Source organism: Nocardia sp. JCM 38205, from assembly GCF_058222935.1.
The window spans coordinates 659,157-682,857 of the sequence record NZ_JBYHFL010000002.1; the positions used below are offsets into that span (position 1 = coordinate 659,157).

The window sequence follows — 23,701 nt, forward strand, 5'->3', positions numbered from 1 at the left end:
CAGCCGATGTCCATCGGACCTTTCGGCTGGGCCTGGGTCCACCGGATGCCGGATCAGCGATCTGTTCCGGTGCTGATCACCCCGGACGCCACCATCGATGTGCAGTGGATCGATGGCGGGCTGCGGGTCGCGGGGCCCGACCGGGAACCGCAGACCGAGGTCCTCGCCGCTGGTGCGACCGTCTGCGGTCTGCGGTTCCGGCCCGCTACCGCGTCGGCCTGGCTGGGCGTCCCGGCATCGGAACTGATGGGGCAGCGCGTCGATCTCGCTGAGTTCTTGGGTGCCCGGGCTCGGCGCCTCGCGGGCCGGGTCGACGCGACCTCGGCCGAGGCGACGATAGCGTCACTCGCCCGGCTGCTGGCGGTCGAAAGAGATTCGCGGACAACAGATCCTGCGATGCTCGCCGCCTACCGGCTGATCGAGCGCGGCACCCCGCCGCAGGCGCAACTGATCCCGTTTCTCGGCCGCGCACTCGCCCTCAGCGAACGCACGTTGCGCCGGCGCTTCGACGAGAGCTTCGGCTACGGACCCAAGACCCTCGTCCGCATTCTGCGTTTCCAGCGGTTTCGCCGCCTCGCCGCAGCCGCACCCGGCACGAGCATTGCCGAACTCGCAGCGGCCGCAGGCTATTCGGACCAGCCGCACCTGATCCGGGAATCCAGGAAGCTGACCGCGTACACGCCCGCCGAGCTGGTGGCCGTTCGCCCGGCCGCCGGCTAGGCGAACAGTGTCGGCTCGAGGGTGGAATCGAGCACCCACTGCCGGTACCCCGGATGCGCCTGCACCACCGGAACGGCGAGCACCTGTGGTGTCTCGTCGGCGTGCTGGGCGTCGGCGCGTTCGATGATCGCGCTCACCAGTGAACGCCGGGTGTGCAGGATCACCAGGTTCTCGCCGTTGGCGTGCACGGCGTCGTTCCAGCGGTAGATCGACCGCACACCGGAGATGATATTGCCGCAGGCGGCCAGCCGGTCGGTGATCAGGCTCCGCGTGAATTCGGCCAGCCATTCCGGATCGTTCGCGGTGATCGAGACATCAACGATTTCCTCGGACATGAGGGCATTGTCTCGCAGCGGCCCCGAGGGCGCTGACGCTGTGCCGGTCGGGACATTCTCACTCGGTCTCCGATCGGGGGTCTTGCTCCATTTGTAACCGAAAAAGGTTGCACATATAACTGAAACACGGCTAGGCTGAGTGTGCTACCAGCAGCAACAGCGATTCGCATTCGGGAAGGAGGACTGATGGAGACCCTGCATCGCGATGGGCGAGCCACTGTGTCGGTCAGTCCGCGAGAGGTCGAGCAGGCACGCGAGGTGCTGGCCTCCGCTGACGGCGCCGCCGAAGCTCAGGCGGCGAGTGTCACACTGTCCACCGGTGACGGCCAATGCCTCAGGATGCCGCCCGAGCTGTCGGCGCTCGTCATGCAGATCGTCGAGCTGATCGGTCGCGGATCCACGGTCACCATCGGCACGATCCCGGACGAGGTGACAACAACCGCCGCCGCGCAAATGCTGCGCGTCTCGCGACCATCTCTGATGAAACTCGTTCGGGAGAACAAGATTCCAGCCCACAAGGTCGGTTCGCACACCAGGCTCTACAGCAGGGATGTCCTCGCATTCCGGCGGTCCCAATTGGAGCGCCAGAGTAGGGCGTTCGACGAACTCCGCGCCATGGAGGAAGAGTGGGGCGTGCTCGACTGAACCTGAGACCATCTGTACCCGTAGCCTGCTCGCCGACTTGTAGCATGTCGGCATGATCGGTGGGCGGGCGACGAGAGTGCTTGTGGACGCGAACATTCTGTACTCCCGCACTCTTCGAGATTGGCTCAGCCTGCTCTACCTACGCGGCGGCCACGAGATGTTCGAGGTCTTCTGGACCGAAGACATCATGGCCGAAACCCTCTACCACAGGCGAAGGAACAACCCATTTCTCGCTGAGGAGCAGGTGGGAGGTATCCGTCGCAAGATCGCCCAGACCTTTGGTGAGAACAGCCTGATCACTGGATACACCGTGGACAAGGGGCTGGACTATCCGGATTCGTTCGACGCCCACGTCCACTGTGCTGCCGTCCACGCCGACATCGACATCGTGCTGACCGCGAATGGTTGTGACTTCGAGGGCATCGACGACCTGATCTACGAGATACACAGTGCCGACGACTTCTTCCCGCTGATCGACGACCACAATCACCGACTTGTGCGGAAAGTGGTCTGTGAGCAGCTCGCCTACTGGGTTCCTCGCCGGGGGAAGGCACTGCCTCAAGCGATGCGTGAGGCAGGCGCGCCTGCGTTTGCCGAACGGATCAGGCAGCATCTGCAATCGGCGGATGCCGAGCGCGTACTCGCCTCTTTGTCCGCGGTGTGACGGCGGGTGGCTCCCTGACCGCTGGCGTCGGCCGGCGGTGAGTACGATCCCGGACGTGGTGAAACGCGGCGGCCGGGGGGTGGGGGAGGTTCCGGGGCGACGGGTGGACGCGCGGACGCAGCGCTGGGCCGAGCATCGGGTGAAGGTGCGGGCGGAATTCGTCGACGCGGCGTTTCGGGCGCTGGGGGATGTCGGGCCCGAGGTCAGCATGGGGGAGATCGCCAAGGCGGCGGGGGCGGCAAAGCCCAAGCTGTATCGGCATTTCGCGGATAAGGCGGATCTGTACGACGCCATCGTGGATCGGATGCGGGACCTGCTGTGGGAGCGGATCGTCGAGGGCGTCGATCTCACCAATGACCCTGTGCGCGAACTGATTCGGCGTGGAGCGCACGAATACGTGGCGGTCGTGACGCAGCATCCGAACGTTTTCCGGTTCATTCTGAACGGGCATTTCGCCCAGCGCCGAGACAGTGCAGCGCAGTCACCGCGTTCGCTGCTATCGGCGCGGCAGGCGGCCGGGCAGGTGGCCGATCTGTTCATGGGAACGGTGCACGAACGTCCGATCGACCCGAATGGTGTCGAGCTGGTGATCTATTCGGTTTTCGGTGCGGTGGCCTCGGCCACCGACTGGTGGCTCGGCGCCAACCTCCGCGAGGATCCGATGCCGGTGGAGCGTTTCGTCGCTTACCTCACCGAGATGGTCTCGGCCCTGGCCCGCGCGGATGCCAGGCTCAGCGGTTTCACCATCGATGCCGATCAGCCATTGCACCTCGCTTTCACCGCGGAGTGAGCGAATCCGCCCCGCGGCTGGACCAACTGTGCCGCGTGCACTCGAACCACGCTGTTCTCGCTGTGCCGCGCCGTTGAGGCCAGCGGTGCTTCGCGACGACCTCAGTATGCGCCGACCCACCGACAAAAACGGGTCACGACAGGCCCGTGGACTCCAAACGCCACAGCGGTGACACCGGGCCATGGCCTTTGCCCAGGTCGTAGGAGGCGGCCAGGCAGCGGCGGGTCCATTCCTTGGCGAATTCGAACGCGTCCGGCACCGAGTGGCCGTGCGCGAGCGCGCAGGCGAGGGCCGCGGCGAGGGTGTCGCCGCCGCCGTGGTCGTTGCCGGTGTGGATGCGGGGTGCGGTGAATTCGAGGAACTGCTCGCCGTCGAAGAGCAGGTCGGTGCTGTTCTCCGAGGAGCGCAGATGCCCGCCCTTGACCACGACCCAGCGCGGCCCGAAGGCGTGCAGGGCCTCGGCGGCCCGGCGTGCACTCGCCTCATCGGTGACCTCGACGCCGCTGATCAGGCGCACTTCGTCGAGGTTCGGCGTGACGATGGTGGCAATCGGGAACAGTGTGTTGCGCACCGCGTCCAGTGCCTCTTCGTGCAGCAGCGGATCACCGTGCATCGAGGCCGCCACCGGGTCAACCACCAGCGGAATCTCCCCGTCCCGCCCGATACCTACCTCCCGGCAGACCTCCGCTACCGCCTCGATGATCGCCGTCGACGCCAGCATTCCGGTCTTCGCCGCGCCCACTCCGATATCCCCGACCACCGACCGCACCTGATCGGCGACGATCTGCGGCGGAATCTCGTGGAACCCGCTCACCCCCACCGAGTTCTGCACCGTCACCGCTGCCACCGCCACACATGCGTGCACCCCGCACATCGCCATGGTCCGCGAATCCGCCTGAATCCCGGCCCCACCACCCGAGTCCGTTCCGGCGATAGTGAGCGCCCGAACCGGCGTCCGACCACTGGGTACCAAGGGCAGCAATTCCACCCGCCCACCTTATCGGGGTGCCGGTCGGCGGTTTCGCACGTCACCCCGAGCCGGACGGGCGGTGCAGTCGGCGTCGTCGTCGAGCCATCAGGGAGGACTGCGACCAGACCTCGAGCCCGGCTATTCGGACTTGCCCGCCTCGATCGGCTCGCCCAGTGTGAGCACCACCAGCGGTAGCGGCTTCGACACCTTCGATTGGTAATCGGCCAACAGTGGGTTCTCGCGGAGCGCCCAGGCTGCGAATTCGTCGTAGCGTTCGCCGGTGAGCGCTTCGGCGGTGGCTCGGTAGGTGGTGGGGCCGAGTTCGACTGTTACCTCGGGGTTCGCCCGGACATTGTGATACCAGGCGGGGTAGCGGTCTTCGATGAAGGAGCTGACATAGAGGGTGTCGTCGCGGTAGAGGGCGCCGAGGACGACGGTGTGGGGGCGGCCGGATTTGGCGCCGGTGGTGGTGAGGATGAGCAGGGTGGAGCCGGCGTAATCGCCGCCGACCGCGCCGCCGTTCTCCCGGAACTCGCGGATGATGTCGTCGTTCCAGGTGGCGACCTCCTCGGGCGAGTACTCCCGATTCCAGGGGGCGTCGGGATCGTCGTAGGAAATGGTCTTGCTGGTATCTGGGGTGCTACCGGATTCAGCCATGCCGGCAGTATGGCAGTGGGTACCGACAGAAACGGCGGACCGGAATCAGCGCACGGTGTGCTCGATCAGGCGGCGGGCCGCGCGGTCGGTGCGGTCGGCATCGCCGGTGATGAGCCGGTCCTGCAGGATGCCGCGCAGTCCGGAAATCAGCAGGGTGGCAACGACTTCCGGGTCGTCGATGGTGTCGACGCGGCGCAGGCCCGCGGACAGGCTCTGCACGAAGACGCCGATGGCCTCCTCGGCGTAACCGGCGTACGGACCGTGGGGTGCGCACGCCGCGCCGAGCACCTGCATCATCACCTTGACACTGGTGACGCCCTCGCCCGCGCTGTTCGCGACCCAGAAATCCCACAGCCGCTCCCGCAGTGCGGCCGCATCGGTGATGCCTGCGAACAGGGCGGCGATATCGGGTCGTTGTGTCGCCAGCGCCTGGACCAGCAGATTCTCCTTGGTCTCGAAGTAGTAGATGAGCATCCGTGAACTGGTGCCGAGCTCGGCGGCGAGCGGGCGAAGTGACAGGTCGGCGAGGCCGTGCTCGGCGATATACCGCACCACGGCGGCCAGGAGCTCGGTGCGTTTGGCGTGGTCGAGAGGGCGGGCCATGGGTTGACTGTAGCGATTGGTACAGGTATCCATGTCAATCGTGAATGTAACAGTCGCTTCGGAAACTCCGGTGACGACGGACGGCGTGGTCATGACGGCGTACGCGGCCACCACCTCGCTGGCCGCCGATATGGACGCGACCTGGTCGGAGCTGCTGCGCGGCCGCACCGGCATCGGCCCGCTGGACGACGACTTCGCCGAAGGCCTTCCGGTCCGGATCGGCGGCAAACTGGCCGAGAATCCGGCGGGCGAGCTGACCAGGGTCGAGCAGCGCAGGCATTCGTATGTGGAACAGCTGGCGCTGGTACTCGGCCGCCGGGTGTGGCGGGCGGCCGGCGCGCCGGAGGTGGACGGCGAGCGGCTCGCGGTCGTCATCGGTACCGGCCTCGGTGGTGGTGACGCCCTGATCGACGCGGTCGACGCGATGCGCGCGGGCGGTTATCGGAAGGTGGCGCCGATGACCGTCCCGATGGTCATGCCGAACGGTCCGGCCGCCGCGGTGAGTCTCGAAATCGGCGCCAGGGCAGGGGTTTACGCTCCGGTCTCAGCATGTTCGTCGGGGTCGGAGGCGATCGCGCATGCCTGGCGGCTGATCCGTACCGGCGAGGCCGACGTGGTCGTCGCGGGCGGCGTCGAAGGCCATATCCATGCGGTGCCGATCGCGAGTTTCGCCATGATGCGGGCCATGAGCACCCGCAACGACGAGCCCGAACGCGCGTCGCGGCCGTTCGACCGGGATCGTGACGGTTTCGTCTTCGGTGAGGCGGGAGCGCTGGTCGTGCTCGAATCCGAGCGCCACGCCCGGGCCAGGGGTGCGCGCCCGCACGCCAGGGTGCTCGGTGCGGGCATCACCTCCGACGCCTACCACATCGTCGCCTCCGAACCGGAGGGCAACGGTGCCGCACGCGCGATGCGGAAGGCGATCAGCACCGCGGGACTGACGGATTCGGATATCCAGCATGTCAACGCGCACGCCACGTCGACGTCGATCGGCGACGCCTCCGAGGCCAATGCCATCACCGCGGTCACGCCGACGGCGTCGATCTACGCTCCGAAATCGGCCCTCGGGCACTCCATCGGCGCGGTCGGTGCGTTGGAAACCATCATCACCGCCCTGACGCTGCGCGAACAGGTCGTGCCGCCGACGCTCAATCTGGAGAATCCGGACGTCGACCTCGATATCGTCGCCGGCGCGGCGCGTCCGCAGCGGATCGACTACGCGCTGACCAATTCGTTCGGTTTCGGCGGGCACAATGTTGCGCTCGCGCTCGGCCGGGCCTGAGGTTCTGAAGCCCAGCGATCATGAGCGGGAGTGAGACGCCCGCTTATGTTTGCGAGATCGCAGACCATGGAACGTCTCGATCGCTGCGGGTGTACTGGTTTCACCAACGAAACAACAGCTTTCGAGAATTCAGGAGAACACCATGCGAATCGCGATCTTCGGAGCCACCGGAACCCTCGGCCGCCACGTCCTCGAACGGGCCTTGCGGCAGGGCCACGAGGTCACCGCCCTCACGCGCGACGCGAGCCGGGTGAGCACCACCCACGACAACCTGCGGGTGCTCGAGGGTGATGTGCTCGACCCGGCCGCCGTCGAGGGCGCCGTCGCGGGTCAGGACGCGGTGCTGATCTCACTCGGCAACGGCCGCAAGGGGGTGGTGCGGGCCGAGGGGACGCGCACCGTCATCGAGGCGATGCGCCGCAACGGCGTCAAGCGGTTGATCTGCCAGTCCACCCTCGGTGTCGGCGACAGCAGGCCCAACCTGAACTTCCTGTGGAAGTACATCCTGTTCGGCCTGGTGCTGCGGCCGGCCTACAACGACCACGTCCGCCAGGAGGAGTATGTGCGCGCCAGCGATCTCGACTGGACGATCGTGCGCCCGAGCGCGTTCACCGATGGGCCCGCGACCGGCACCTATCGGCAGGGCTTCGCCGGCGACGAAGCCGGGCTGTCGCTGAAGATCTCACGCGCCGACATTGCCGATTTCATGCTGGATCAGCTCACCGACCGCACCTATCTGCATCGGGCGGTCGGCATCTCGAACTGATGCTCACCGGCCGGTGCGCGGTTGCCAGCGCCAGGCGAACTCTCCCGGCTGCGGTGCGGGACCGGGTAGTTCGCCTGCGGCGGCCATGCCCTCGACCAGCAGGGCGAGTACTCGTCGACGCAATTGTCTGGTGCGTTCGGGTTCGGGGGTGCCGACGGCAGCGCAGGCGTCGAGCACCAATCCCAGGTCGAGGTCGGTCACCTCGGGGCGAAGCCGGCCGGTGGCGTGGGCCCGCCGGACCAGTTCCGACGTCAGCTCACCGGAGCGCTGCACGTCGGGCACGATCGAATCGTCCGGCGTGAACGTTCCCGCCAGACGCACGGTGAGGGAGTGGACATCGGCGTCCACCACTCGCTCCAGGAAACCGACGAGACCGCGCCAGCCATCCGAATCCTCCAGTGCCGCTTCGGCTTCAGTGTTGTAACGGCGCAGGCCGTCGTAACAGAGGGTGCGCAGCAGCACGTCCTTGCTCGGATAGCGGCGATAGAGCGCGCTGATGCCGACGCCGGCGCGTTCGGCGACGGCCGAGATCGGGGCGGCGGCATCGGCGAGGAACACCGCCCGGGCCGCGTCGAGGATGATGCTGTCATTGCGGGCGGCCTGGGCCTTGCGGCCGGGCAACCCCTTCTGAGCTGGTGCGTCGGATGTTTTCGGCATGGCTTCAGGCTAGCACTTGAAACGGAATGATCCGTTCTGTTACGGTGTGAACAGAACGAACCATTCCGTTCCAATCCCGAGGAGCTCGCCATGACCGTCCGTCCCTTCACTGTCGACATCCCGCAGGCCCGCCTCGACGACCTGACCGAGCGGTTGCAGCGCGCCCTGTGGCCGGACGAGCTGCCCGGCGTCGGCGATTCCTATGGCGTGCCGGGCGATCGGGTGCGCGGGCTCGCCGAATACTGGCTCGACGAGTTCGACTGGCGGGCGGTGGAGGCGCGGCTCAATGCCTACCCTCAGTTCATCGCCGACATCGACGGTGAGAGCATCCACTTCCTGCACGTCCGGTCCGAGCGCGAGGACGCGCTGCCGGTGATCCTCACCCATGGCTGGCCGGGTTCGGTGCTGGAATACCTCGACGTCATCGAGCTGCTGACCGCGCCGGAATCGCCCGACGCACCCGCCTTCCACGTGGTGATCCCATCGCTGCCCGGGTTCGGTTTCTCCGGCCCGACCCGCAGCACCGGATGGAACGTGCAGCGCACGGCCAAGGCGTGGGTGGAGCTGATGACCCAGCTGGGCTATGAGCGGTTCGGGGCGATCGGCAACGATGGCGGCTCGATGATCTCGCCGGAGATCGGCCGGATCGCGCCAGATCGGGTGGTAGGCGTGCACGTCACCCAGCTGTTCTCGTTCCCGTCGGGCGATCCGGCCGAGTTCGAGGGCATTTCCGCTGACGACCTGGCTGCGCTCGAACATCTGAAGTGGTTCCAGGACAACAAGATGGGATTCAACGTCTTCTGCAGCCAGCAGCCGCAGACCCTGGCGTACGCGCTGGCGGATTCCCCGCTCGGGCTGCTCGGATGGAATGCGCAGCTGTTCGGCGAGAGCCTGGACAAGGAGTTCGTGATCGCGAACATCGCGCTGTACTGGCTGACCGGCACCGGCCCCACCTCGATTCGCTTCTACTACGAGCAGGCCCATGCGAGCGAGCAGCCCGCGGAGCCGACTACGACGCCGACCGCGCTGGCCATGTTCACGGGCGATTTCCAGTCGATGCGGCGATTCGCCGAACGCGACCACAGCAATATCGTCAGCTGGAATTCCTACGATGTCGTTTCGGTCGTCGGCGGACCCAATGACGCCGCAGGGCATTTCGCCGCACACGAGGCGCCGGCGGTCTTGACCGGCGATATCCGGCAGTTCTTCGAGAAGCTGAGCTGACATCCTCGCGCACCGGCCCAGGTCCCGCCGGCGGACCTGGGCCGTCGCCGTGCGGGAGGCGGCTCAGGCGTGTTCGTGGAGTTCGCCCCAGGCGGGGAACGGGTCGGGGTAGCTCGCCCAGGCCTGCGGGCCCGCATCCATTTCGGCGTCGGTGAGCAGCGCGCGGTCGAGCAGGGCCCGAATATGGTCGCGATTGAGCTTTATGCCGATGAAGACGATCTCCTGCCCGGCCGGGATCTCGAGCGAGGACCACCACGCGGCCGGTTCGAACACCAGATTCGGCCCGGCTTGCGACCAGATGGCGGCAAGGTCGGATCGACTCGCGATCCAGCAGAAACCCTTGCTGCGCAGCAGGCCGCGCAGTTGTTCCAACGCCTCGGACAACCGCTGCGGATGGAATGGGCGTTCGGCGGTGTAGGTGAGGCTGCTGATGCCGTATTCCTCGGTCTCCGGGACGTGACCGCCCGCCAACTCCTCCGCCCAGCCCTCGGTGGAGGCTGCTGCGACGGGGTCGTAGCGGCCGGTGTTCAATACTTCGCTCAGCTCGACCACGCCGTGGCGGGTTCGTAAGACCTTGGCGCGCGGATTCATTCGCCGCACCGCCGCCTCCACGGCTCCGGCCGCGCTCTCGCTCACCAGGTCGGTTTTGTTGATCAGCAGCACATCCGCGAATTCCACCTGATCTGCCAGCAGATCGGCGATTCCGCGTTCATCGCCCTCGCCCGCTTGCATATTCCGTTCGGCCAGCGCCTGGCCGCGGGCGATCTCGGCCAGGAAGGTCGAGGCGTCGACCACCGTCACCATGGTGTCGAGCCGGGCGACGGATCCGAGGCTGAACCCGTCCTCGAACTCCCAGTCGAAGGTGGCGGCGACCGGCATCGGCTCGGAAATGCCCGTCGACTCGATGACGAGTTGATCGAACCGCCCCTCCCCGGCCAGCCGGGCCACCGCCTCGATGAGGTCTTCGCGCAGGGTGCAGCAGATGCAGCCATTGGTCAGCTCGACCAGCTTCTCCTCGGTGCGATCGAGATGCCCCTGCCCGGCGACCAGCGCGGCGTCGATATTCACCTCGCTCATGTCATTGACGATCACCGCGACCCGGCGACCCTCCCGGTTGGCCAGGATGTGGTTGAGCAGGGTGGTCTTGCCCGCGCCGAGGAATCCGGACAGGACGGTGACGGGTAGTTGCGCTGTGGTCATCCGCTAATGATAACCATTGTCATTAACGAGCGGTCACGCGCTATCCGCGCAGGGTGTCGAAGACGTGCTGGATCTGGGGGCCGACGACCGTGTCGACGTCGGCTCGGGCGGCAGCTGCGGCGGACCGTACGGTTGCGGCGGGTACTGATACTGCGCCGGCGCGGGACCGGGCCCGGGGTGCGGTGGGTTCGCGGGCGGTGGATTCCCGGCGGGCCCCTCGGACGGCGGATTCTTCTGCGGCGGACAGTAAGTCATCGGAGCGTGACTCTACGGGGACGAAACGGCCGACCGGCCGCGCGATCGATTCACCCTGAGTACAACCCTGTCGGCGGGCCCGCGCCGGCCCGCATCATGCACGAATGCTTATGGAGAGGCGCACCGAGCGGGCCGAGCAGCGGGTTCCGCTGTATCGACGTCCGGGGTTCCTGCGTGCACTGGCTCCGATCGCGCTGCTGGTGATCTGGCAGATCGCCAGTAGCAGTGGGTGGGTGTCGGCGAAGAAACTTCCCGCGCCGTCGGTGGTGCTCGACGCCGGGCTGGAGCTGTATCGGTCCGGGCAACTGGGCGAGGCGCTGCTGGTGTCGGGCGAGCGGGCGCTGTACGGATTCCTGCTCGGCGCGGTGCTCGCGCTGGTGCTCGGCATTCTCGCGGGAATCAGCACGACCGGTGAATACGTGCTGGATCCGCCATTGCAGATGGTGCGAACCATCCCGCTGTTCGGGCTGATCCCGCTGTTCATCATCTGGTTCGGGATCGGCGAGGAACCGAAGATCTACCTGATCGCCCTCGGTGTGTTCTGCCCGCTGTACCTGAATACCTTCGCCGGTATTCGTCAGCTGGATCCGAAGCTGCTGGAGCTGAGCCGCACCCTGCAACTGTCGCTGTCCGAACGCCTGCGGTTGCTCATCGTGCCCGGTGCGTTGCCGCAGATCCTGGTCGGTGCGCGGCAGAGTCTCGGCATCGCCTGGCTGTCGCTGATCGTGGCCGAGCAGATCAACGCGAGCGCCGGCCTCGGCTTCGTGATCAACAATGCCCGCGAATTCCTGCGCACCGACATCGTGATCTTCGGGCTGCTCATCTACAGCCTGCTCGGGCTCGCCACCGATGCGATCGTGCGCGCGCTCGAACAACGTGCGCTGCGCTGGCGTCCGTCCGTCGACCGAGGAGTCCAACCATGACCGTCACCCAGCAAGTGGCCGCGCGTGCGGCGGCTCGAATCAGTGGCCTGGACAAGAGCTTCGGCGGGCGCAGCGTGCTCGATGGCGTCGACGTCGAGATCGCCGCCGGTGAGATCGTCGCGTTGGTCGGGCGCAGCGGCTCCGGGAAGTCGACGCTGCTGCGGATCATCGGCGGCCTCGAACAGGCCGATCGCGGAACAGTGACGGTGCAGGCGCAGCCGACGATCGTCTTCCAGGAGGCGCGGCTCATTCCGTGGCTTCCGGTCGTGCGCAATGTCGCGCTCGGGCGGCCGAGCCCGCGTAATCGCCGGGCCGACGAGAAGATCGCCCGGCAGCTGCTCGAGCAGGTGAATCTGCGCGAGCGCGCCGAGGCCTGGCCGCTCACCCTCTCCGGCGGTGAGGCCCAGCGCGTCGCCCTGGCCAGGGCATTGGTCGCGCACCCGACATTGCTGCTGCTCGACGAACCGTTCGGCGCCCTTGACGCGCTCACGCGCCTGGCCATGCACGATCTACTGCTGCGGTTGCAGGCCGAACGCGGATTCGGGGTGCTGCTGGTTACCCACGATGTCGCGGAGGCGGTCGCACTGGCCGATCGTGTGCTGGTGCTAGAGCACGGCCGCATCGCCGATGAGGTCCGCATCGATCTCGCCCGTCCGCGTCCGCATTCGTCGCCGGAGGCCGCCGAGCACGTCGCCCGGTTGCTGCGGCTACTCGGCGTCGACGCCTGATCCACCCGCTCCACTACGCAGGAAAGCAGTTCTGGTGAAACGACTCTCGATATTCCGGCTCGCAGGTGCGGCCATGGTGGCCGCCGCTGTCTTCGCCACCTCCGCATGCGGTGAGGAGGCCGCGCCCGCGCCGAGCGGGCCGGTGGACCTCAGTGCGGTGACCTTGAAAGTCGGGGATCAGAAGGCCATTTCGATCGAGGTGCTCTTGCGGGCCTCCGGCCAGCTGGAGAATCTGCCGTACAAGATCGAGTTCTCCACCTTCACAGCCGGCCCGCCGCTGATCGAGGCGGCCGGAGCCGGGGGCATCGATCTGGCGCAGACCGGCAATACCCCGGTGATCTTCGGTGCCGCCGCGAATGCCGATATCAAGATCGTCGGCGCGCTGGCGGCCACCGGTAAGGGCGATGCGATTCTCGTCGGCAAGGACTCGAAGGTCGCCTCGGTGGCCGATCTGAAGGGCAAGAAGGTCGCCGTCACCAAGGGCAGCTCGGCGAACGCGAACCTGCTGCTGCAACTCCAGAAAGCGGGCCTGAGCCTGGACGAGGTGGAACCGGTCTACCTGGCGCCCGCCGATGGCTACGCCTCGCTGACCCGCGGCGATGTCGACGCCTGGGCGGTCTGGGATCCCTACACCGCCATCGCGGAAAAGGAGGTCGGCGCCAAGTCCATCGCCTCCGCCGATCAGGCCGCCAACGGCTACAACTTCTGGGTCGCCTCGAACAAGGCCGTCGACGACCCAGGAAAGTCGGCTGCCATCCGCGACTTCTTCACCCGCTACGCCGCGGCCACCAAGTGGTCGTCGGACAACCTCGAGCTGTGGTCCACCAAGTACGCCGAACTGACCGCCATCCCCGTCGACGCCTCCCGCACCACCTGGACCCGCTCGATCAAAGAGCCGATCCCGCTGACCGACGAGGTGGTCGCCTCCGAACAGGAAATCGCCGACGCCTTCACCGAGGCAGGCGCCATCCCCGGCAAGGTCGCCTTCGCCGACTTCGTCGATCAGCGCTTCGAACAGTAGAAGCCGCCGTCGCGTGCGGCCATACGGAGCTCATGCCGCTCGGTGTATGTCAACTGGACAGGGACTTGTTCAGTGGATTCAACTGCACCGGAACTCGCATGCCCAGCTTCCACATCACCGCCGCTCGAGAATCCGGTCGCTCGTGCGCCTCCCGTCGCATGGCGACGAGGAAGGAGTCGGTGAACCGGTCGCGGGGGTGGATCCGCACGATGTCGGCCAGAAGTGCACGTGGCAGATCGCCGATCCGGCTGCCGGCGACATCGAGGTGCGCGGCGGCGTGCAACAGGTGCGCCTCCACCCCCTGCGCGGGATCCACTCTGACGTCCATGTGCAGGTCGATGGCCTCCTCGACGAGGTCGGCGAATTCAGCCGCGGCTCCCCACGTCAGCAGTTGCGCTCGCGCCACCGTCCCGCCGTGTGCGGCGAAACATGGTGACTGCTCCGGCGTGGGCCGATACCGATCGGTCAGCGCGATGTCGTGCAGCAGCGTTGCGACGTAGAGCAACTCTGGGTCGAAGCGGTGTCCGGCCATCTGTGCGAACGCTGTGCCGAAGTACCAGCAGCGCAGGCAGTGCTGCTGTAGTTCACCGCAGTAGACGGATTCGGCCAGCTCGAAGGCACGCCGGGTGAGTCTGCTGTCCGGTGGCGCCTCGGGCAGCTCCACCGCTGTCGAGCGGCCGCCGACGCCCAGCGTCGTCTTGATGACACCGGGCAGTCCGGCTAGTTGCGCGGTAGCGGCGCGTAGTGCGAAACCGATCTTCTGCTTGCGGTCCATCGCACCGCGCGGTCGAGACGGTCGTTCAGGCGCCTCCGATGCCGAACCACGCCGCGGTGCGGCGGGTTCTGTACGGGGGAGATTCGCCTGGCGTATTTCCTGGCCGTCCATACCCACACCTATCCGCGTCTGATCGAGTCATTACCGATTGTCGGTATGGTAATGGACCGCGGGGTCCGGACAGCTGAGAAACAAACGCACGCCCTCGGCCGAATCCGGCCGGGGGCGTGCGTTTCTCGGTGCTGCTAGGAAACGACCGGCAGGTAGACCTTCTTGCCTGCGTCGGCGAACTCCGCGGACTTCTCCGCCATGCCCGCCTCGATGGCCTCCACATCGGTGAGGCCCTGCTTCTCGGCGTATTCGCGCACGTCGGCGGAGATGCGCATGGAGCAGAACTTCGGGCCGCACATGGAGCAGAAGTGCGCGGTCTTGGCCGGCTCGGCGGGCATGGTCTCGTCGTGGTATTCGCGGGCGGTGTCCGGATCCAGCGACAGGTTGAACTGGTCGACCCAGCGGAATTCGAAACGGGCCTTGGACAATTCGTCGTCACGCTGCTGGGCGCGGGGATGACCCTTGGCGAGGTCGGCGGCGTGCGCGGCGATCTTGTAGGTGATCACGCCGACCTTGACGTCATCGCGGTTGGGCAGGCCCAGATGCTCCTTGGGCGTGACGTAGCACAGCATCGCGGTGCCGGCTTGGGCGATGATCGCGGCGCCGATGGCCGAGGTGATGTGGTCGTAGGCCGGGGCGATATCGGTGGCCAGCGGGCCGAGAGTGTAGAACGGCGCCTCCTCGCACAGCTCCTCCTCCAGCCGCACGTTCTCCACGATCTTGTGCATCGGCACGTGGCCTGGGCCTTCGATCATCACCTGCACACCATGCGATTTCGCGATCTTGGTGAGCTCGCCGAGAGTGCGCAGCTCGGCGAACTGGGCCTCGTCGTTGGCGTCGGCGATGGAACCGGGGCGCAGGCCGTCACCGAGGGAGAAGGTGACGTCGTAGCGGGCCAGGATCTCGCACAGTTCCTCGAAGTGGGTGTAGAGGAACGACTCCTTGTGGTGGGCCAGACACCAGGCCGCCATGATCGAGCCGCCGCGCGAGACGATGCCGGTGACGCGCTTGGCCGTCAGCGGCACATACCGCAGCAGCACGCCCGCGTGCACCGTCATGTAGTCGACGCCCTGCTCGCACTGCTCGATGACGGTATCGCGGTAGATTTCCCAGGTCAGCTTGGTGGGATCGCCGTTGACCTTCTCCAGCGCCTGGTAGATCGGCACCGTACCCACCGGGACCGGCGAGTTGCGCATGATCCACTCGCGGGTCTCGTGGATGTTCTTGCCGGTGGACAGGTCCATGATGGTGTCGGCGCCCCAGCGGGTGGCCCACACCATCTTCTCCACCTCCTCGGCGATGGAGGAGGAGACGGCGGAGTTGCCGATATTGGCGTTGATCTTCACCGCGAACTTCTTGCCGATGATCATCGGCTCGCATTCGGGATGGCGGTGGTTGGCGGGGATCACCGCGCGGCCCGCGGCGACCTCGTCGCGCACCAGTTCCGGTGAAACCCCTTCGCGCGCGGCGATATAGCGCATTTCTGCGGTGATGATGCCCGCCCGCGCCCAGGCCAGCTGGGTGCGCGGGCCGTCGATCTGCGGCTTGGGCCATTCGTCGCGCAGCTTGGGCAGGCCGGCTTCGAGGTCGATGGTCGCGGTGTCGTCGGTGTACGGGCCCGAGGTGTCGTAGACGTCGAAGTGCGCGCCGGTGGTCAGATTGATCCGGCGCACCGGGATGCGCAAGGTCAGCCCGTCGGCCTCGACCTCTTCGTAGTGCTTGACGCTGCCCTCGATCGGGCCGGTGGTCACCGTGTCGACCCCTGCGGTGGTCGCGGAACGGCCGGTGGAACCCATATTTTTCCTCCCTACGCCGGCATTACCCGGTCAGGTTCATACGGTCGACGGCCCTGATCCGCCCGGCATCGGGCTAGCCGTCCTCTCAGCCCGCTGGTGCGAGCCCCCGTTGGCGTGATGCGTACCCGCCCGACCATACCCGCCCCGCTGCGCGCCCGGAGCAGACCTGGGCGCGGCATCCGAACTCACCGCCGGATACCGCACCGGGTGAGCAGATCAGGCGTTCTCGTAGGCGGCGCGCATCGCCCGCAGGTCGATCTTCTTCATCTTCAGCATCGCCGCGGTCGCGCGGTCGACCGCGGCCGGATCGCCGGTGAGCAATTCATCGGCTTCGGTGGGCCACACCTGCCACGGGACTCCGTACTTGTCGTAGAGCCAGCCGCATTCGATCTCCGTGCCGCCGCCGGCGAGCAGGGCGTCCCAGAGCCGATCGACCTCGTCCTGGCTGTCGCAATTGATCAGCAGCGACATCGCGTGGGTGTACTGGAACTCGCCGCCGCCGTTGATGGCGGTGAAGCGCTGACCGGCGAGTTCGAAGTCGACGGTCATGACCGCTCCCGGTTCGCCCATCCCGCTGTCGCTGAACCGCAGCACCCGGATGATCGTGGAGTCCGGGAACAGCGAACAGTAGAATTCGGCGGCTTCCTCGGCGTTGCCGTCGTACCAGAGGTTGGTGACGATCTTCTGCATGATCGGTGTCCTCCCGCTCGATGAACTGGGCTTATCGATTCAGACTGCGCGCTCGCGCGGAATTCATCGCGGTTTCCGCTGAACGGCGCAGCGGCGGCCGGCTGATCGGGCAGATCGAGACAGGAGGCCCGCCACCGTGCCGGCGGAGTCATTCGTGCGCGGGCAGGATCCGTCCGGTGACTTCGCCGAGTCCGAGGCGGGTACCGTCGGCCGCCGGTGCGGTGGCGGTGATGGTGACCTCGTCACCGTCGAGCAGGAAGGTGCGTTCGGCGCCGTCCAGGCTGATCGGCTCGGTGCCGCCCCAGGACAGTTCCATGAACGAACCACATTCTCCGGCGGCGGGGCCGGAGATGGTGCCGGAGGCGTAGAGATCGCCGGGGCGGGTGGCGGCGCCGTTGACGGTGAGATGCGCCAGCATCTGGGCCGGTGACCAGTACATCCGGGCATACGGCGGATGCGACACCGGAACGCCGTTCCAGTGCACGGCCAGCTCGATATCGAGGCCCCATGGTTCGGTTTCGCGCAGGTAGGGCAGGGGCGCCGGGTCCTGCGGCGGTGGCGATATCCGGGCCGATTCCAGGGCCGCGAGCGGGGTGATCCACGCGCTCATCGACGTCGCGAAGGATTTCCCGAGGAAGGGCCCGAGTGGCTGATATTCCCAGGCCTGGATATCGCGGGCGGACCAGTCGTTGATCAGCGCGACGCCGAAGACATGCTCGGCGAAGGCGGCGGTACTGATCGAGCTGCCGAGTGGGGAACCGACGCCGACCACGAACCCGAGCTCGGCCTCGATATCCAGCCGCCGCGAAGGCCCGAAATCCGGTGTGGCCGAATCGGTTCGCCGTTGGCCGCGCGGACGCGCGATATCGGTGCCGGACACCACGACCGTTCCGGCCCTGCCGTGATACCCGACCGGCAGGTGCCGCCAATTCGGTAGTAGCGGTTCGGATCCCGGGCGCAGCAGCTTTCCCAGATTCGTGGCGTGGTCGATGCTGGCGTAGAAATCGACGTAGTCGCCGATCCGCACCGGAAGCGCCAGCCGCGCCGCGGCCAGCGGGCAGACCGCATCGGCGGAGAGTTCGCCCTCGACCAGTTCGCGCACCCGCTCCCGCACCTGCGCCCACCGCTGCGGGCCCTGCGCCAGAAAGGCATTGAGATCGGGCCGGGCGAAGACGGGATCGTCCAGGGCGAGGGCCAGATCGATGACGTGATCGCCCACCCGCACCCCCACGCGGTATTCGTCGCCCCCCGGGGCGAACACCCCGTACGGCAGATGCTCGGGCCCGAACGGTGCATCCGGCGCGACCTCGATGCGCGTCTTCACCGCGGGCCCCGCCCGGACCAGGTCCACGCGTAACCGGGATCTTCGCAGGCCAGCGCGCCCTCGCCGAGTTCGAGCGGGCGGAAGGTGTCGACCATCACGGCCAGCTCGTCGAAGAATTCCACTCCGATGCTCGCCTCGTACGCACCGGGCTGCGGACCGTGCGCGTAGCCGCCCGGATGCACCGAGATCGAGCCCTGCCCGATGCCCGAGCCGCGCCTGGCCTCGTAGTTCCCGCCGCAGTAGAACATGATCTCGTCGGAATCGACATTGGAATGGTAGTAGGGCACCGGGATCGACAGCGGGTGATAGTCGACCTTGCGCGGCACGAAATTGCAGACCACGAAGTTGGTGCCCTCGAAGGCTTGATGCACCGGCGGCGGCTGATGCACCCGTCCGGTGATCGGTTCGAAATCGCTGATATTGAAGGTGAACGGATACAGGCAGCCATCCCAGCCCACCACATCGAACGGGTGGGTGGCGTACACCATTCTGGTGCCGGCGATCTGTGCACCCGGCCGGTGCTTGACCAGCACTTCGATGTCGGTGCCGACGGCGAGCAGCGGTTCGGCCGGGCCGTGTAGATCGCGTTCGCAGTACGGCGAATTCTCCAGCAGCTGACCGTATTTCGACAGATAGCGCTTCGGAGGCGCGATGTGACTCGACGCCTCGATCACATAGGTGCGCAACGGGTCGGGCCCGATCGGCAGCCACCGGTGGGTGGTGGCCCGCGGGATCAGCACCTGATCGCCCTGCCGGGCGGGCAGCGCGCCGAAGACCGTCTCCACCACGGCGGCGCCGGATTCCACATAGACCAGCTCGTCGCCGATGGCATTGCGGTACAGCGGAGAGGCGGTGCCCGCGACGACGTAGGACAGGCGGACGTCGGCATTGGCGAGCAGCAATCGGCGTCCGGTGACCACGTCGATCTCGGCCCAGCTGTCGCCGGGGAACAGCTCGTGCAGCCGCAGATGCCGGTGGTGCAGCGGATGATTGGGGGTCGTCGACTGATCGGGCAGCTCCCATACCGTCGTCTCGACGATCGCCGGCGGCAGCCCGCGGTGATACAGCAGCGAGGAGTCGCCGGAGAAGCCCTCCTCACCCATGAGCTCCTCGTAGAACAGGCGCCCCTGATCGTCGCGATGCTGGGTATGCCGCTTCGGCGGCACCGACCCCACCTGCCGATAGAAAGCCATGACCACACCTCCCGCCGAACGGACGGACAGCCGGTTCCATCGTATGCCGCGACCACTGGTGTCAGGGGCGGCTCGCGATGGGAGGTGCTCGCGACCCGGCTCAGGCGTTGCGCAGCGCCCGGTAGACCGCGGCGCCGACGAACGCGCCCAGTTCCTCGGGCGTCCACTGCCCGTCATCGGCGAGCAGGCTGCGCACTGCGCCCTCACCGGCCGAGATCCACTGCTCGACCAGGACCGGAAGCTTACGGTCGGCGTCCTCGATGCCCCAGGCCCGCAGCGTCGGGCGCAGCAGCCGGGTGCAGCGCTGCACGACGAGCGCGCGGCCACGGCCGAACGAACCAGCGACGGCCGGGTCCGGGTTGCCGTAGAGCAGCAGCCACGATTCCGGCCGGGCCGCGACCACTTCGAGCAGGGCGCGGAAGCCCTCGACGAAGACGGGTTCGCCGGCGTCGACGTCCCGTTCGCGCAATGCGCCGAACACCCCGTCGGCGACGTAGCCCTCCTCGCGTCGGATCAACTCCTCGATCAGCGCCACCCGATCGGGAAAGCACGCGTACACCACTGGACGGGTGACGTTCATCCGCTCGGCGACCGCGGCGATGGTGACGGCCGCGATGCCCTGTTCGATGGCGATGGCCAAGGCGGCGTCGAGCACCTGCGGCCTGCGCCGTTGCGGCCCGAGATGCTGCGCACGCGGCCGCACCGCGGATTCGGTACTCATGCGCCAACGGTATCAGTGCCGCGACCGGTCGCCGCAGCCTCGGACTGCGCGCTACCGGCGTGCTCAGCCGGTGAACTCGGCGATCACCGGCGCGTGGTCGCTGGCGCCCTTGCCCTTGCGCTCCTCACGATCGACCACCGCGTCGGTGGCGGTGGCCGCGAGCGCGGGGGAGGCGAGGACGAAATCGATGCGCATGCCCTCTTTGCGTGGGAAACGCAGCTGGGTGTAGTCCCAGTAGGTGTAGACGCCCGGGCCGGGCGCGAAGGGGCGCATGACGTCGGCGAAGCCGGTGTCGAGCACCGCGGCGAACGCGTCGCGTTCGGGTTGCGAGGTGTGCGTCTTGCCCGCGAAGAACTCCGGAGACCAGACGTCGTCGTCGGTGGGAGCGATATTCCAGTCGCCGACCAGCGCGATCTTGGCCTGCGGGTCCTCGGCGAGCCAGCGGGCGGCGTTATCGCGCAGGGTGGCCAGCCATTCCAGCTTGTAGGCGTAGTGCGGGTCGTCGAGTGCGCGGCCGTTGGGCACGTACAAGCTCCACACCCGCACTCCGTCGCAGGTGGCGCCGATGGCGCGCGATTCCACCACCGGGGTGGCGATCAGCGATTCGCCCGCGTTCTTGTCGAAGCCGGGCTGGTCGGGGAACGCCAACTCCACATCGGCCAGCCCGACTCTGGACGCGATGGCCACCCCGTTCCACTGGTTGATGCCCAGATGCGCCACCTCGTAGCCGAGCGCGTCGAAGCGGTCGTAGGGGAACTGGTCATCGCGGCATTTGGTTTCCTGGATGGCCAGCACGTCGATGTCCTGGCGGTCGAGGAAGGCCGCGACTCGGTCGATCCGGGAGCGGATCGAGTTGACGTTCCAGGTCGCGAGGCGCACGGGGTTCCTTGTCGAAGAGAGGTGAATGAACGGCCTGATCCCGTTCTACCGGACCACCGGGATGCGGGGGCCGGGGGCGGCGTAGCGGTAGTGATGGTGGTCGAGGAAGCCGAGCTCCCGGTACAGCGCGAGCGCGCCCGCGTTGTCGGCCTCCACCTGCACGTAGGCGTGGGTGGCGCCGCGGTCGCGACCCCAGCGGATCAGCTCGGCGCACACCAGCGAGGCCAAGCCGTGCCTGCGATGCTGAGCCGCCGTCGCCACGCAGGTCAGCCCGATCCAATGCCTGCCGTCCGGGGCGACGGTGAGCGCGCCACGGCCGATCGCGATGGGCTGGGGCAGTCCGAGCGAGGCGAAGCGGACCTCACCCGCCCGAACCGAGGTGAGTACATCGAGATCGGGCAGCGGTGCGGCAGGATCGCCGGGTTCCTCCCCGCGGCGGCGATGCAGGTCAAGCCACGCCGCATCGGGGGCGGGGGCGATGCGCACCATCGACGGACCACGCGGCAGCACGAAGTTGTCCAGATCGATCCCGAGCACCGCCGTCTCGCCCCAGGTGTGCCAGCCCGACGGCGGTGGCGCCAGCCGGTCGGGCAGTTGCAGCCGCAACGGCAGGCCACGCTCGGCCATCCAGGCACCGATCCGCTGCAGCGCGTCGGCCGAAACCAGCGGTGGTCCATCGGAATTGCCCAGGGGGACAGCGGAGTTCGCGCGGTCGGTGTAGCCGTTACCGGCGCGCACCAGCCAGCCGTCGATCCAGGCGTGCTCGGCGCCGGGCCAGCCGTCGGCCGCCGCGGCCTCCAGCGCGCGGATCTCGCGGGTACGGATCGGCCTGGGGCCCAGCGCTTTCAACGCGACGACGCGATCGGTCGACACCGACACCACCTGGCCGTCGGCGCCGCGCACCGTCGGCGGGTCGAGTGAGACCAACTCGCCGATCACATCCGTCATCGGCTGCGGGTAGCCCTCCGGCAGCAGATACCGCATGACCACCCGGCGACCGAGCGGAATACCTGCGGAATCAGTCATGCCCGAACGGATCCGGCACGGTGCCGGGTAGCCAGCTCAAACCCGGTGTGCCCCAGCCATTGCGCTTGATCGCCTTCTTGGCGGCGCGAGCATTGCGGCCGATCAGCACGTCGACGTAGAGGAAGCCGTCGAGATGGCCGACCTCGTGCTGCAACATCCGGGCGAAGAAACCCTTGCCCTCGATCTCCACCGGTTGGCCGTGCTCGTCGATGCCGGTGACCTTGGCCCACTCGGCCCGGCCGGTCGGGAACTGCTCGCCGGGCACCGACAGGCAGCCCTCTTCGTCGTCATCGGGATCGGGCATGGTCTCGGGGATCTCGGAGGTCTCCAGCACCGGGTTGATCACCGCGCCGCGACGCCGGGTGACGGTGCCGTCGGCGGCCTGATCCGGGCAGTCGTAGACGAACAGCCGCAGCGGCTTCCCCACCTGGTTGGCGGCCAGGCCCACGCCGTTGGCCGCGTCGAGCGTCTCGTACATGTCCGCGATCAGCCCGGCCAGCTCCTCCGGCGACTGAGTCACCCGCTCGGTCGGGTTGTGCAGAACGGGATCGCCGACGATGACGATAGGGAGGATTGCCATGCGCCCAATTTTGCCGCCTCGTCCTCGCGCGGTGCGCGCCGCCCCTCGGCGGGTCCGTTCGGAAGCCGGGAAACGCGCGCGGCCCGCCGTCGCGACGCGTAACCGCTGGTACCGGACACGCCGTCGGACAGACCGCACGATCGGCTATCCCCATGGTTGAATGATCGGCGACGTACAAGCATCATTTCGTCCGACGGTGACTCGGCGAGGGAGCAAGATGGACGGCGCAGCAGCGCGGGACCTTTCCGCAATCCAGGACAGCCCTTCTACGAGCGACGAGGTCACGGCCACTCAGCAGGCCGATGACGACGGCCTGAGCCGCCGCGAACACGACATCCTGGCCTTCGAACGCCAATGGTGGAAATACGCGGGTGCCAAGGAAGAAGCCATCCGCGAGCTGTTCTCGATGTCGCCCACCCGGTACTACCAGGTGCTCAACGCGCTCGTAGACCGCCCGGAGGCGCTGGCCGCCGACCCGATGCTGGTCAAACGGCTGCGCAGGCTTCGGGCCAGCAGGCGCAAAGCTCGTGACGCGCGCAAGCTCGGATTCCAGGTGTGACGGACTAGGCTCGAACAGGTGAGTTACCCGAAACCCACTTCCGGCGGGATCCCGCTGCGAGCGCTGGCGATGGTGCTGATCGCACTGGCCATCGTCTTCGCCGGTCTGGGCGCGATGTCGTTGTCGAGCGCGGACTCCGAGACCGAGACGGCCGCCGAGACCAGCGCGCCGGCAACGACCACCTCGGTCGCGGTGGCTCCGCAGGCCACCTCCGCGCGCACCACCACCGCGAAACCGACCACGACGACGGCGGCCCCGACCACCACCACCTCCACCACCCCGGTGCTGGATCAGTCGACGCCGATCCGGGTGCTCAACAACAGTCTGGTCGCCGGATTGGCCTCCCGGACGGTGAACCAGCTGAAGGCCAACGGCTGGACCAACGCGTCCGCCGGCAACTACGCGGGCTCCACGATCCCCGCGACCACCGTCTATTACGGCAACGCCGCCGGCGACAAGGCGGCAGCCGACGCCGTCGCGGCGATTCTGGGCGCCGGTGTGGCACCGATGATTCCTGGTTTGGGCGGCGGTTCCGCCGGCGTGGTCGTCGTGGTGACGGGTAACTGATCAAGAGTCCGACACGGCCCGAGGATCGAGCGACACGGCG

The 23,701-nt window shown here is 67.4% G+C and carries 27 protein-coding genes; 12 read left to right on the top strand and 15 right to left on the bottom strand.

The genetic code is table 11. The features are described 5' to 3' along the window. Positions 1-6 precede the first annotated feature (6 nt). The gene (locus AC4HOU_RS09810; RefSeq protein WP_228815174.1) at positions 7-720 is read left to right on the top strand and encodes an AraC family transcriptional regulator; all 714 of its coding nucleotides are present in this window, start codon (positions 7-9) and stop codon (positions 718-720) included. Here the strand turns inward: AC4HOU_RS09810 and cutA are convergent. Then, entirely contained in the window at positions 717-1,055 is a 339-nt protein-coding gene (cutA, locus tag AC4HOU_RS09815) for a divalent-cation tolerance protein CutA (protein WP_163817906.1), read from the bottom strand. The genes AC4HOU_RS09810 and cutA overlap by 4 nt on opposite strands. Before the next feature lie 186 nt (positions 1,056-1,241). Between cutA and AC4HOU_RS09820 the strand changes: the two genes are divergently transcribed. From AC4HOU_RS09820 to AC4HOU_RS09830, 3 genes are read left to right on the top strand one after another with little or no spacing between them, the layout of a single operon-like run. After that, positions 1,242-1,700, top strand: a complete 459-nt coding sequence (locus AC4HOU_RS09820) for a helix-turn-helix domain-containing protein (RefSeq protein ID WP_195020186.1) — start codon at positions 1,242-1,244, stop codon at positions 1,698-1,700. 52 nt (positions 1,701-1,752) lie between these two features. Next, positions 1,753-2,364 (top strand): PIN domain-containing protein, encoded by a 612-nt coding sequence (locus AC4HOU_RS09825; protein ID WP_195020185.1) that lies wholly within the window; start codon positions 1,753-1,755, stop codon positions 2,362-2,364. Positions 2,365-2,419: 55 nt separating this feature from the next. Continuing rightward, the gene (locus AC4HOU_RS09830; protein ID WP_324197364.1) at positions 2,420-3,154 is read left to right on the top strand and encodes a TetR/AcrR family transcriptional regulator; all 735 of its coding nucleotides are present in this window, start codon (positions 2,420-2,422) and stop codon (positions 3,152-3,154) included. Positions 3,155-3,287: 133 nt separating this feature from the next. On the opposite strand, the gene thiD is transcribed toward AC4HOU_RS09830, so the two are convergent. The 3 genes from thiD to AC4HOU_RS09845 form a co-directional block, all read right to left on the bottom strand. Then, entirely contained in the window at positions 3,288-4,142 is an 855-nt protein-coding gene (gene thiD, locus AC4HOU_RS09835; RefSeq protein WP_194991623.1) for a bifunctional hydroxymethylpyrimidine kinase/phosphomethylpyrimidine kinase, read from the bottom strand. 120 nt (positions 4,143-4,262) lie between these two features. Beyond that, the gene (locus AC4HOU_RS09840; protein WP_194991622.1) at positions 4,263-4,781 is read right to left on the bottom strand and encodes a nitroreductase/quinone reductase family protein; all 519 of its coding nucleotides are present in this window, start codon (positions 4,779-4,781) and stop codon (positions 4,263-4,265) included. Between the two features lie 45 nt (positions 4,782-4,826). Beyond that, entirely contained in the window at positions 4,827-5,384 is a 558-nt protein-coding gene (locus tag AC4HOU_RS09845) for a TetR/AcrR family transcriptional regulator (RefSeq protein ID WP_163810500.1), read from the bottom strand. Positions 5,385-5,415: 31 nt separating this feature from the next. Between AC4HOU_RS09845 and AC4HOU_RS09850 the strand changes: the two genes are divergently transcribed. Next, positions 5,416-6,666: a KasA/KasB family beta-ketoacyl-ACP synthase gene (locus tag AC4HOU_RS09850; protein WP_194991621.1), complete on the top strand. Its 1,251-nt coding sequence runs from the start codon at positions 5,416-5,418 to the stop codon at positions 6,664-6,666. Positions 6,667-6,808: 142 nt separating this feature from the next. After that, positions 6,809-7,432 (top strand): NAD(P)-dependent oxidoreductase, encoded by a 624-nt coding sequence (locus AC4HOU_RS09855; protein ID WP_195006839.1) that lies wholly within the window; start codon positions 6,809-6,811, stop codon positions 7,430-7,432. 3 nt (positions 7,433-7,435) lie between these two features. Here the strand turns inward: AC4HOU_RS09855 and AC4HOU_RS09860 are convergent, their stop codons facing one another. Further along, entirely contained in the window at positions 7,436-8,089 is a 654-nt protein-coding gene (locus AC4HOU_RS09860; protein ID WP_163810493.1) for a TetR/AcrR family transcriptional regulator, read from the bottom strand. Positions 8,090-8,179: 90 nt separating this feature from the next. On the opposite strand from AC4HOU_RS09860, the gene AC4HOU_RS09865 reads away from it, so the two are divergent. Continuing rightward, positions 8,180-9,313 carry an epoxide hydrolase family protein gene (locus AC4HOU_RS09865; protein ID WP_195020184.1) on the top strand — a complete coding sequence of 378 codons (1,134 nt, stop codon included), beginning with the start codon at positions 8,180-8,182 and terminating at the stop codon, positions 9,311-9,313. Positions 9,314-9,376: 63 nt separating this feature from the next. Here the strand turns inward: AC4HOU_RS09865 and AC4HOU_RS09870 are convergent, their stop codons facing one another. Beyond that, positions 9,377-10,513, bottom strand: coding sequence for a GTP-binding protein (locus AC4HOU_RS09870; RefSeq protein ID WP_163810488.1), 1,137 nt, complete (start codon positions 10,511-10,513; stop codon positions 9,377-9,379). Between the two features lie 359 nt (positions 10,514-10,872). Here AC4HOU_RS09870 and AC4HOU_RS09875 point away from each other — a divergent pair, with 359 nt between their 5' ends. Genes AC4HOU_RS09875 through AC4HOU_RS09885 form a run of 3 tightly spaced genes read left to right on the top strand, consistent with a single transcriptional unit; the run spans position 10,873 to position 13,440 of the window. Then, positions 10,873-11,691, top strand: coding sequence for an ABC transporter permease (locus AC4HOU_RS09875; protein WP_228815173.1), 819 nt, complete (start codon positions 10,873-10,875; stop codon positions 11,689-11,691). Then, positions 11,688-12,419 carry an ABC transporter ATP-binding protein gene (locus tag AC4HOU_RS09880; RefSeq protein WP_163810486.1) on the top strand — a complete coding sequence of 244 codons (732 nt, stop codon included), beginning with the start codon at positions 11,688-11,690 and terminating at the stop codon, positions 12,417-12,419. The genes AC4HOU_RS09875 and AC4HOU_RS09880 overlap by 4 nt, the downstream gene beginning before the upstream one ends. Before the next feature lie 34 nt (positions 12,420-12,453). Continuing rightward, a complete protein-coding gene (locus AC4HOU_RS09885) occupies positions 12,454-13,440 on the top strand; it encodes an ABC transporter substrate-binding protein (protein WP_324197363.1) in 987 nt (328 codons plus the stop codon). A 49-nt stretch (positions 13,441-13,489) separates the two neighbouring features. On the opposite strand, the gene AC4HOU_RS09890 is transcribed toward AC4HOU_RS09885, so the two are convergent. The 9 genes from AC4HOU_RS09890 to AC4HOU_RS09930 all read right to left on the bottom strand — a co-directional run bounded on the left by AC4HOU_RS09890 (position 13,490) and on the right by AC4HOU_RS09930 (position 22,535). Then, positions 13,490-14,215 carry an HD domain-containing protein gene (locus AC4HOU_RS09890; RefSeq protein ID WP_194991766.1) on the bottom strand — a complete coding sequence of 242 codons (726 nt, stop codon included), beginning with the start codon at positions 14,213-14,215 and terminating at the stop codon, positions 13,490-13,492. Between the two features lie 245 nt (positions 14,216-14,460). Next, complete coding sequence (gene thiC, locus AC4HOU_RS09895; protein WP_178127494.1) at positions 14,461-16,122, bottom strand: phosphomethylpyrimidine synthase ThiC; 1,662 nt, start codon at positions 16,120-16,122, stop codon at positions 14,461-14,463. Positions 16,123-16,338: 216 nt separating this feature from the next. Then, on the bottom strand, positions 16,339-16,812 hold the full coding sequence (locus AC4HOU_RS09900; protein WP_195020183.1) for a VOC family protein: 474 nt from the start codon (positions 16,810-16,812) through the stop codon (positions 16,339-16,341). A 148-nt stretch (positions 16,813-16,960) separates the two neighbouring features. After that, positions 16,961-18,136, bottom strand: coding sequence for a fumarylacetoacetase (gene fahA / locus AC4HOU_RS09905; RefSeq protein ID WP_195020182.1), 1,176 nt, complete (start codon positions 18,134-18,136; stop codon positions 16,961-16,963). After that, on the bottom strand, positions 18,133-19,329 hold the full coding sequence (locus AC4HOU_RS09910) for a homogentisate 1,2-dioxygenase (RefSeq protein ID WP_195020181.1): 1,197 nt from the start codon (positions 19,327-19,329) through the stop codon (positions 18,133-18,135). The genes fahA and AC4HOU_RS09910 overlap by 4 nt, the downstream gene beginning before the upstream one ends. Positions 19,330-19,429: 100 nt before the next feature. Beyond that, entirely contained in the window at positions 19,430-20,050 is a 621-nt protein-coding gene (locus AC4HOU_RS09915) for a TetR/AcrR family transcriptional regulator (RefSeq protein ID WP_163810473.1), read from the bottom strand. Positions 20,051-20,113: 63 nt separating this feature from the next. Further along, positions 20,114-20,929, bottom strand: a complete 816-nt coding sequence (locus AC4HOU_RS09920; protein WP_195020180.1) for an exodeoxyribonuclease III — start codon at positions 20,927-20,929, stop codon at positions 20,114-20,116. 45 nt (positions 20,930-20,974) lie between these two features. Next, positions 20,975-21,955, bottom strand: a complete 981-nt coding sequence (locus AC4HOU_RS09925; protein WP_195020179.1) for an N-acetylglutamate synthase, CG3035 family — start codon at positions 21,953-21,955, stop codon at positions 20,975-20,977. Further along, positions 21,948-22,535: a peptide deformylase gene (locus AC4HOU_RS09930; protein WP_138449983.1), complete on the bottom strand. Its 588-nt coding sequence runs from the start codon at positions 22,533-22,535 to the stop codon at positions 21,948-21,950. Before AC4HOU_RS09930 ends, AC4HOU_RS09925 begins: the two co-directional genes overlap by 8 nt. A 217-nt stretch (positions 22,536-22,752) precedes the next feature. Here AC4HOU_RS09930 and napA point away from each other — a divergent pair, with 217 nt between their 5' ends. Further along, positions 22,753-23,094 (top strand): nucleoid-associated protein NapA, encoded by a 342-nt coding sequence (gene napA, locus AC4HOU_RS09935; RefSeq protein ID WP_163810467.1) that lies wholly within the window; start codon positions 22,753-22,755, stop codon positions 23,092-23,094. Between the two features lie 18 nt (positions 23,095-23,112). After that, positions 23,113-23,661 carry a LytR C-terminal domain-containing protein gene (locus AC4HOU_RS09940; RefSeq protein WP_175585792.1) on the top strand — a complete coding sequence of 183 codons (549 nt, stop codon included), beginning with the start codon at positions 23,113-23,115 and terminating at the stop codon, positions 23,659-23,661. Positions 23,662-23,701: the final 40 nt, after the last annotated feature.

Bases quoted from the DNA above. Each gene is read 5' to 3' on its own strand.
- AC4HOU_RS09810 (WP_228815174.1), top strand. From the start codon at position 7: ATGTCCATCGGACCTTTCGGCTGGGCCTGGGTCCACCGGATGCCGGAT.
- cutA (WP_163817906.1), bottom strand. From the start codon at position 1,055: ATGTCCGAGGAAATCGTTGATGTCTCGATCACCGCGAACGATCCGGAA.
- AC4HOU_RS09820 (WP_195020186.1), top strand. From the start codon at position 1,242: ATGGAGACCCTGCATCGCGATGGGCGAGCCACTGTGTCGGTCAGTCCG.
- AC4HOU_RS09825 (WP_195020185.1), top strand. From the start codon at position 1,753: ATGATCGGTGGGCGGGCGACGAGAGTGCTTGTGGACGCGAACATTCTG.
- AC4HOU_RS09840 (WP_194991622.1), bottom strand. From the start codon at position 4,781: ATGGCTGAATCCGGTAGCACCCCAGATACCAGCAAGACCATTTCCTAC.
- AC4HOU_RS09845 (WP_163810500.1), bottom strand. From the start codon at position 5,384: ATGGCCCGCCCTCTCGACCACGCCAAACGCACCGAGCTCCTGGCCGCC.
- AC4HOU_RS09850 (WP_194991621.1), top strand. From the start codon at position 5,416: ATGTCAATCGTGAATGTAACAGTCGCTTCGGAAACTCCGGTGACGACG.
- AC4HOU_RS09855 (WP_195006839.1), top strand. From the start codon at position 6,809: ATGCGAATCGCGATCTTCGGAGCCACCGGAACCCTCGGCCGCCACGTC.
- AC4HOU_RS09860 (WP_163810493.1), bottom strand. From the start codon at position 8,089: ATGCCGAAAACATCCGACGCACCAGCTCAGAAGGGGTTGCCCGGCCGC.
- AC4HOU_RS09865 (WP_195020184.1), top strand. From the start codon at position 8,180: ATGACCGTCCGTCCCTTCACTGTCGACATCCCGCAGGCCCGCCTCGAC.
- AC4HOU_RS09870 (WP_163810488.1), bottom strand. From the start codon at position 10,513: ATGACCACAGCGCAACTACCCGTCACCGTCCTGTCCGGATTCCTCGGC.
- AC4HOU_RS09875 (WP_228815173.1), top strand. From the start codon at position 10,873: ATGCTTATGGAGAGGCGCACCGAGCGGGCCGAGCAGCGGGTTCCGCTG.
- AC4HOU_RS09880 (WP_163810486.1), top strand. From the start codon at position 11,688: ATGACCGTCACCCAGCAAGTGGCCGCGCGTGCGGCGGCTCGAATCAGT.
- AC4HOU_RS09890 (WP_194991766.1), bottom strand. From the start codon at position 14,215: ATGGACCGCAAGCAGAAGATCGGTTTCGCACTACGCGCCGCTACCGCG.
- thiC (WP_178127494.1), bottom strand. From the start codon at position 16,122: ATGGGTTCCACCGGCCGTTCCGCGACCACCGCAGGGGTCGACACGGTG.
- AC4HOU_RS09900 (WP_195020183.1), bottom strand. From the start codon at position 16,812: ATGCAGAAGATCGTCACCAACCTCTGGTACGACGGCAACGCCGAGGAA.
- AC4HOU_RS09910 (WP_195020181.1), bottom strand. From the start codon at position 19,329: ATGGCTTTCTATCGGCAGGTGGGGTCGGTGCCGCCGAAGCGGCATACC.
- AC4HOU_RS09915 (WP_163810473.1), bottom strand. From the start codon at position 20,050: ATGAGTACCGAATCCGCGGTGCGGCCGCGTGCGCAGCATCTCGGGCCG.
- AC4HOU_RS09925 (WP_195020179.1), bottom strand. From the start codon at position 21,955: ATGACTGATTCCGCAGGTATTCCGCTCGGTCGCCGGGTGGTCATGCGG.
- AC4HOU_RS09930 (WP_138449983.1), bottom strand. From the start codon at position 22,535: ATGGCAATCCTCCCTATCGTCATCGTCGGCGATCCCGTTCTGCACAAC.
- napA (WP_163810467.1), top strand. From the start codon at position 22,753: ATGGACGGCGCAGCAGCGCGGGACCTTTCCGCAATCCAGGACAGCCCT.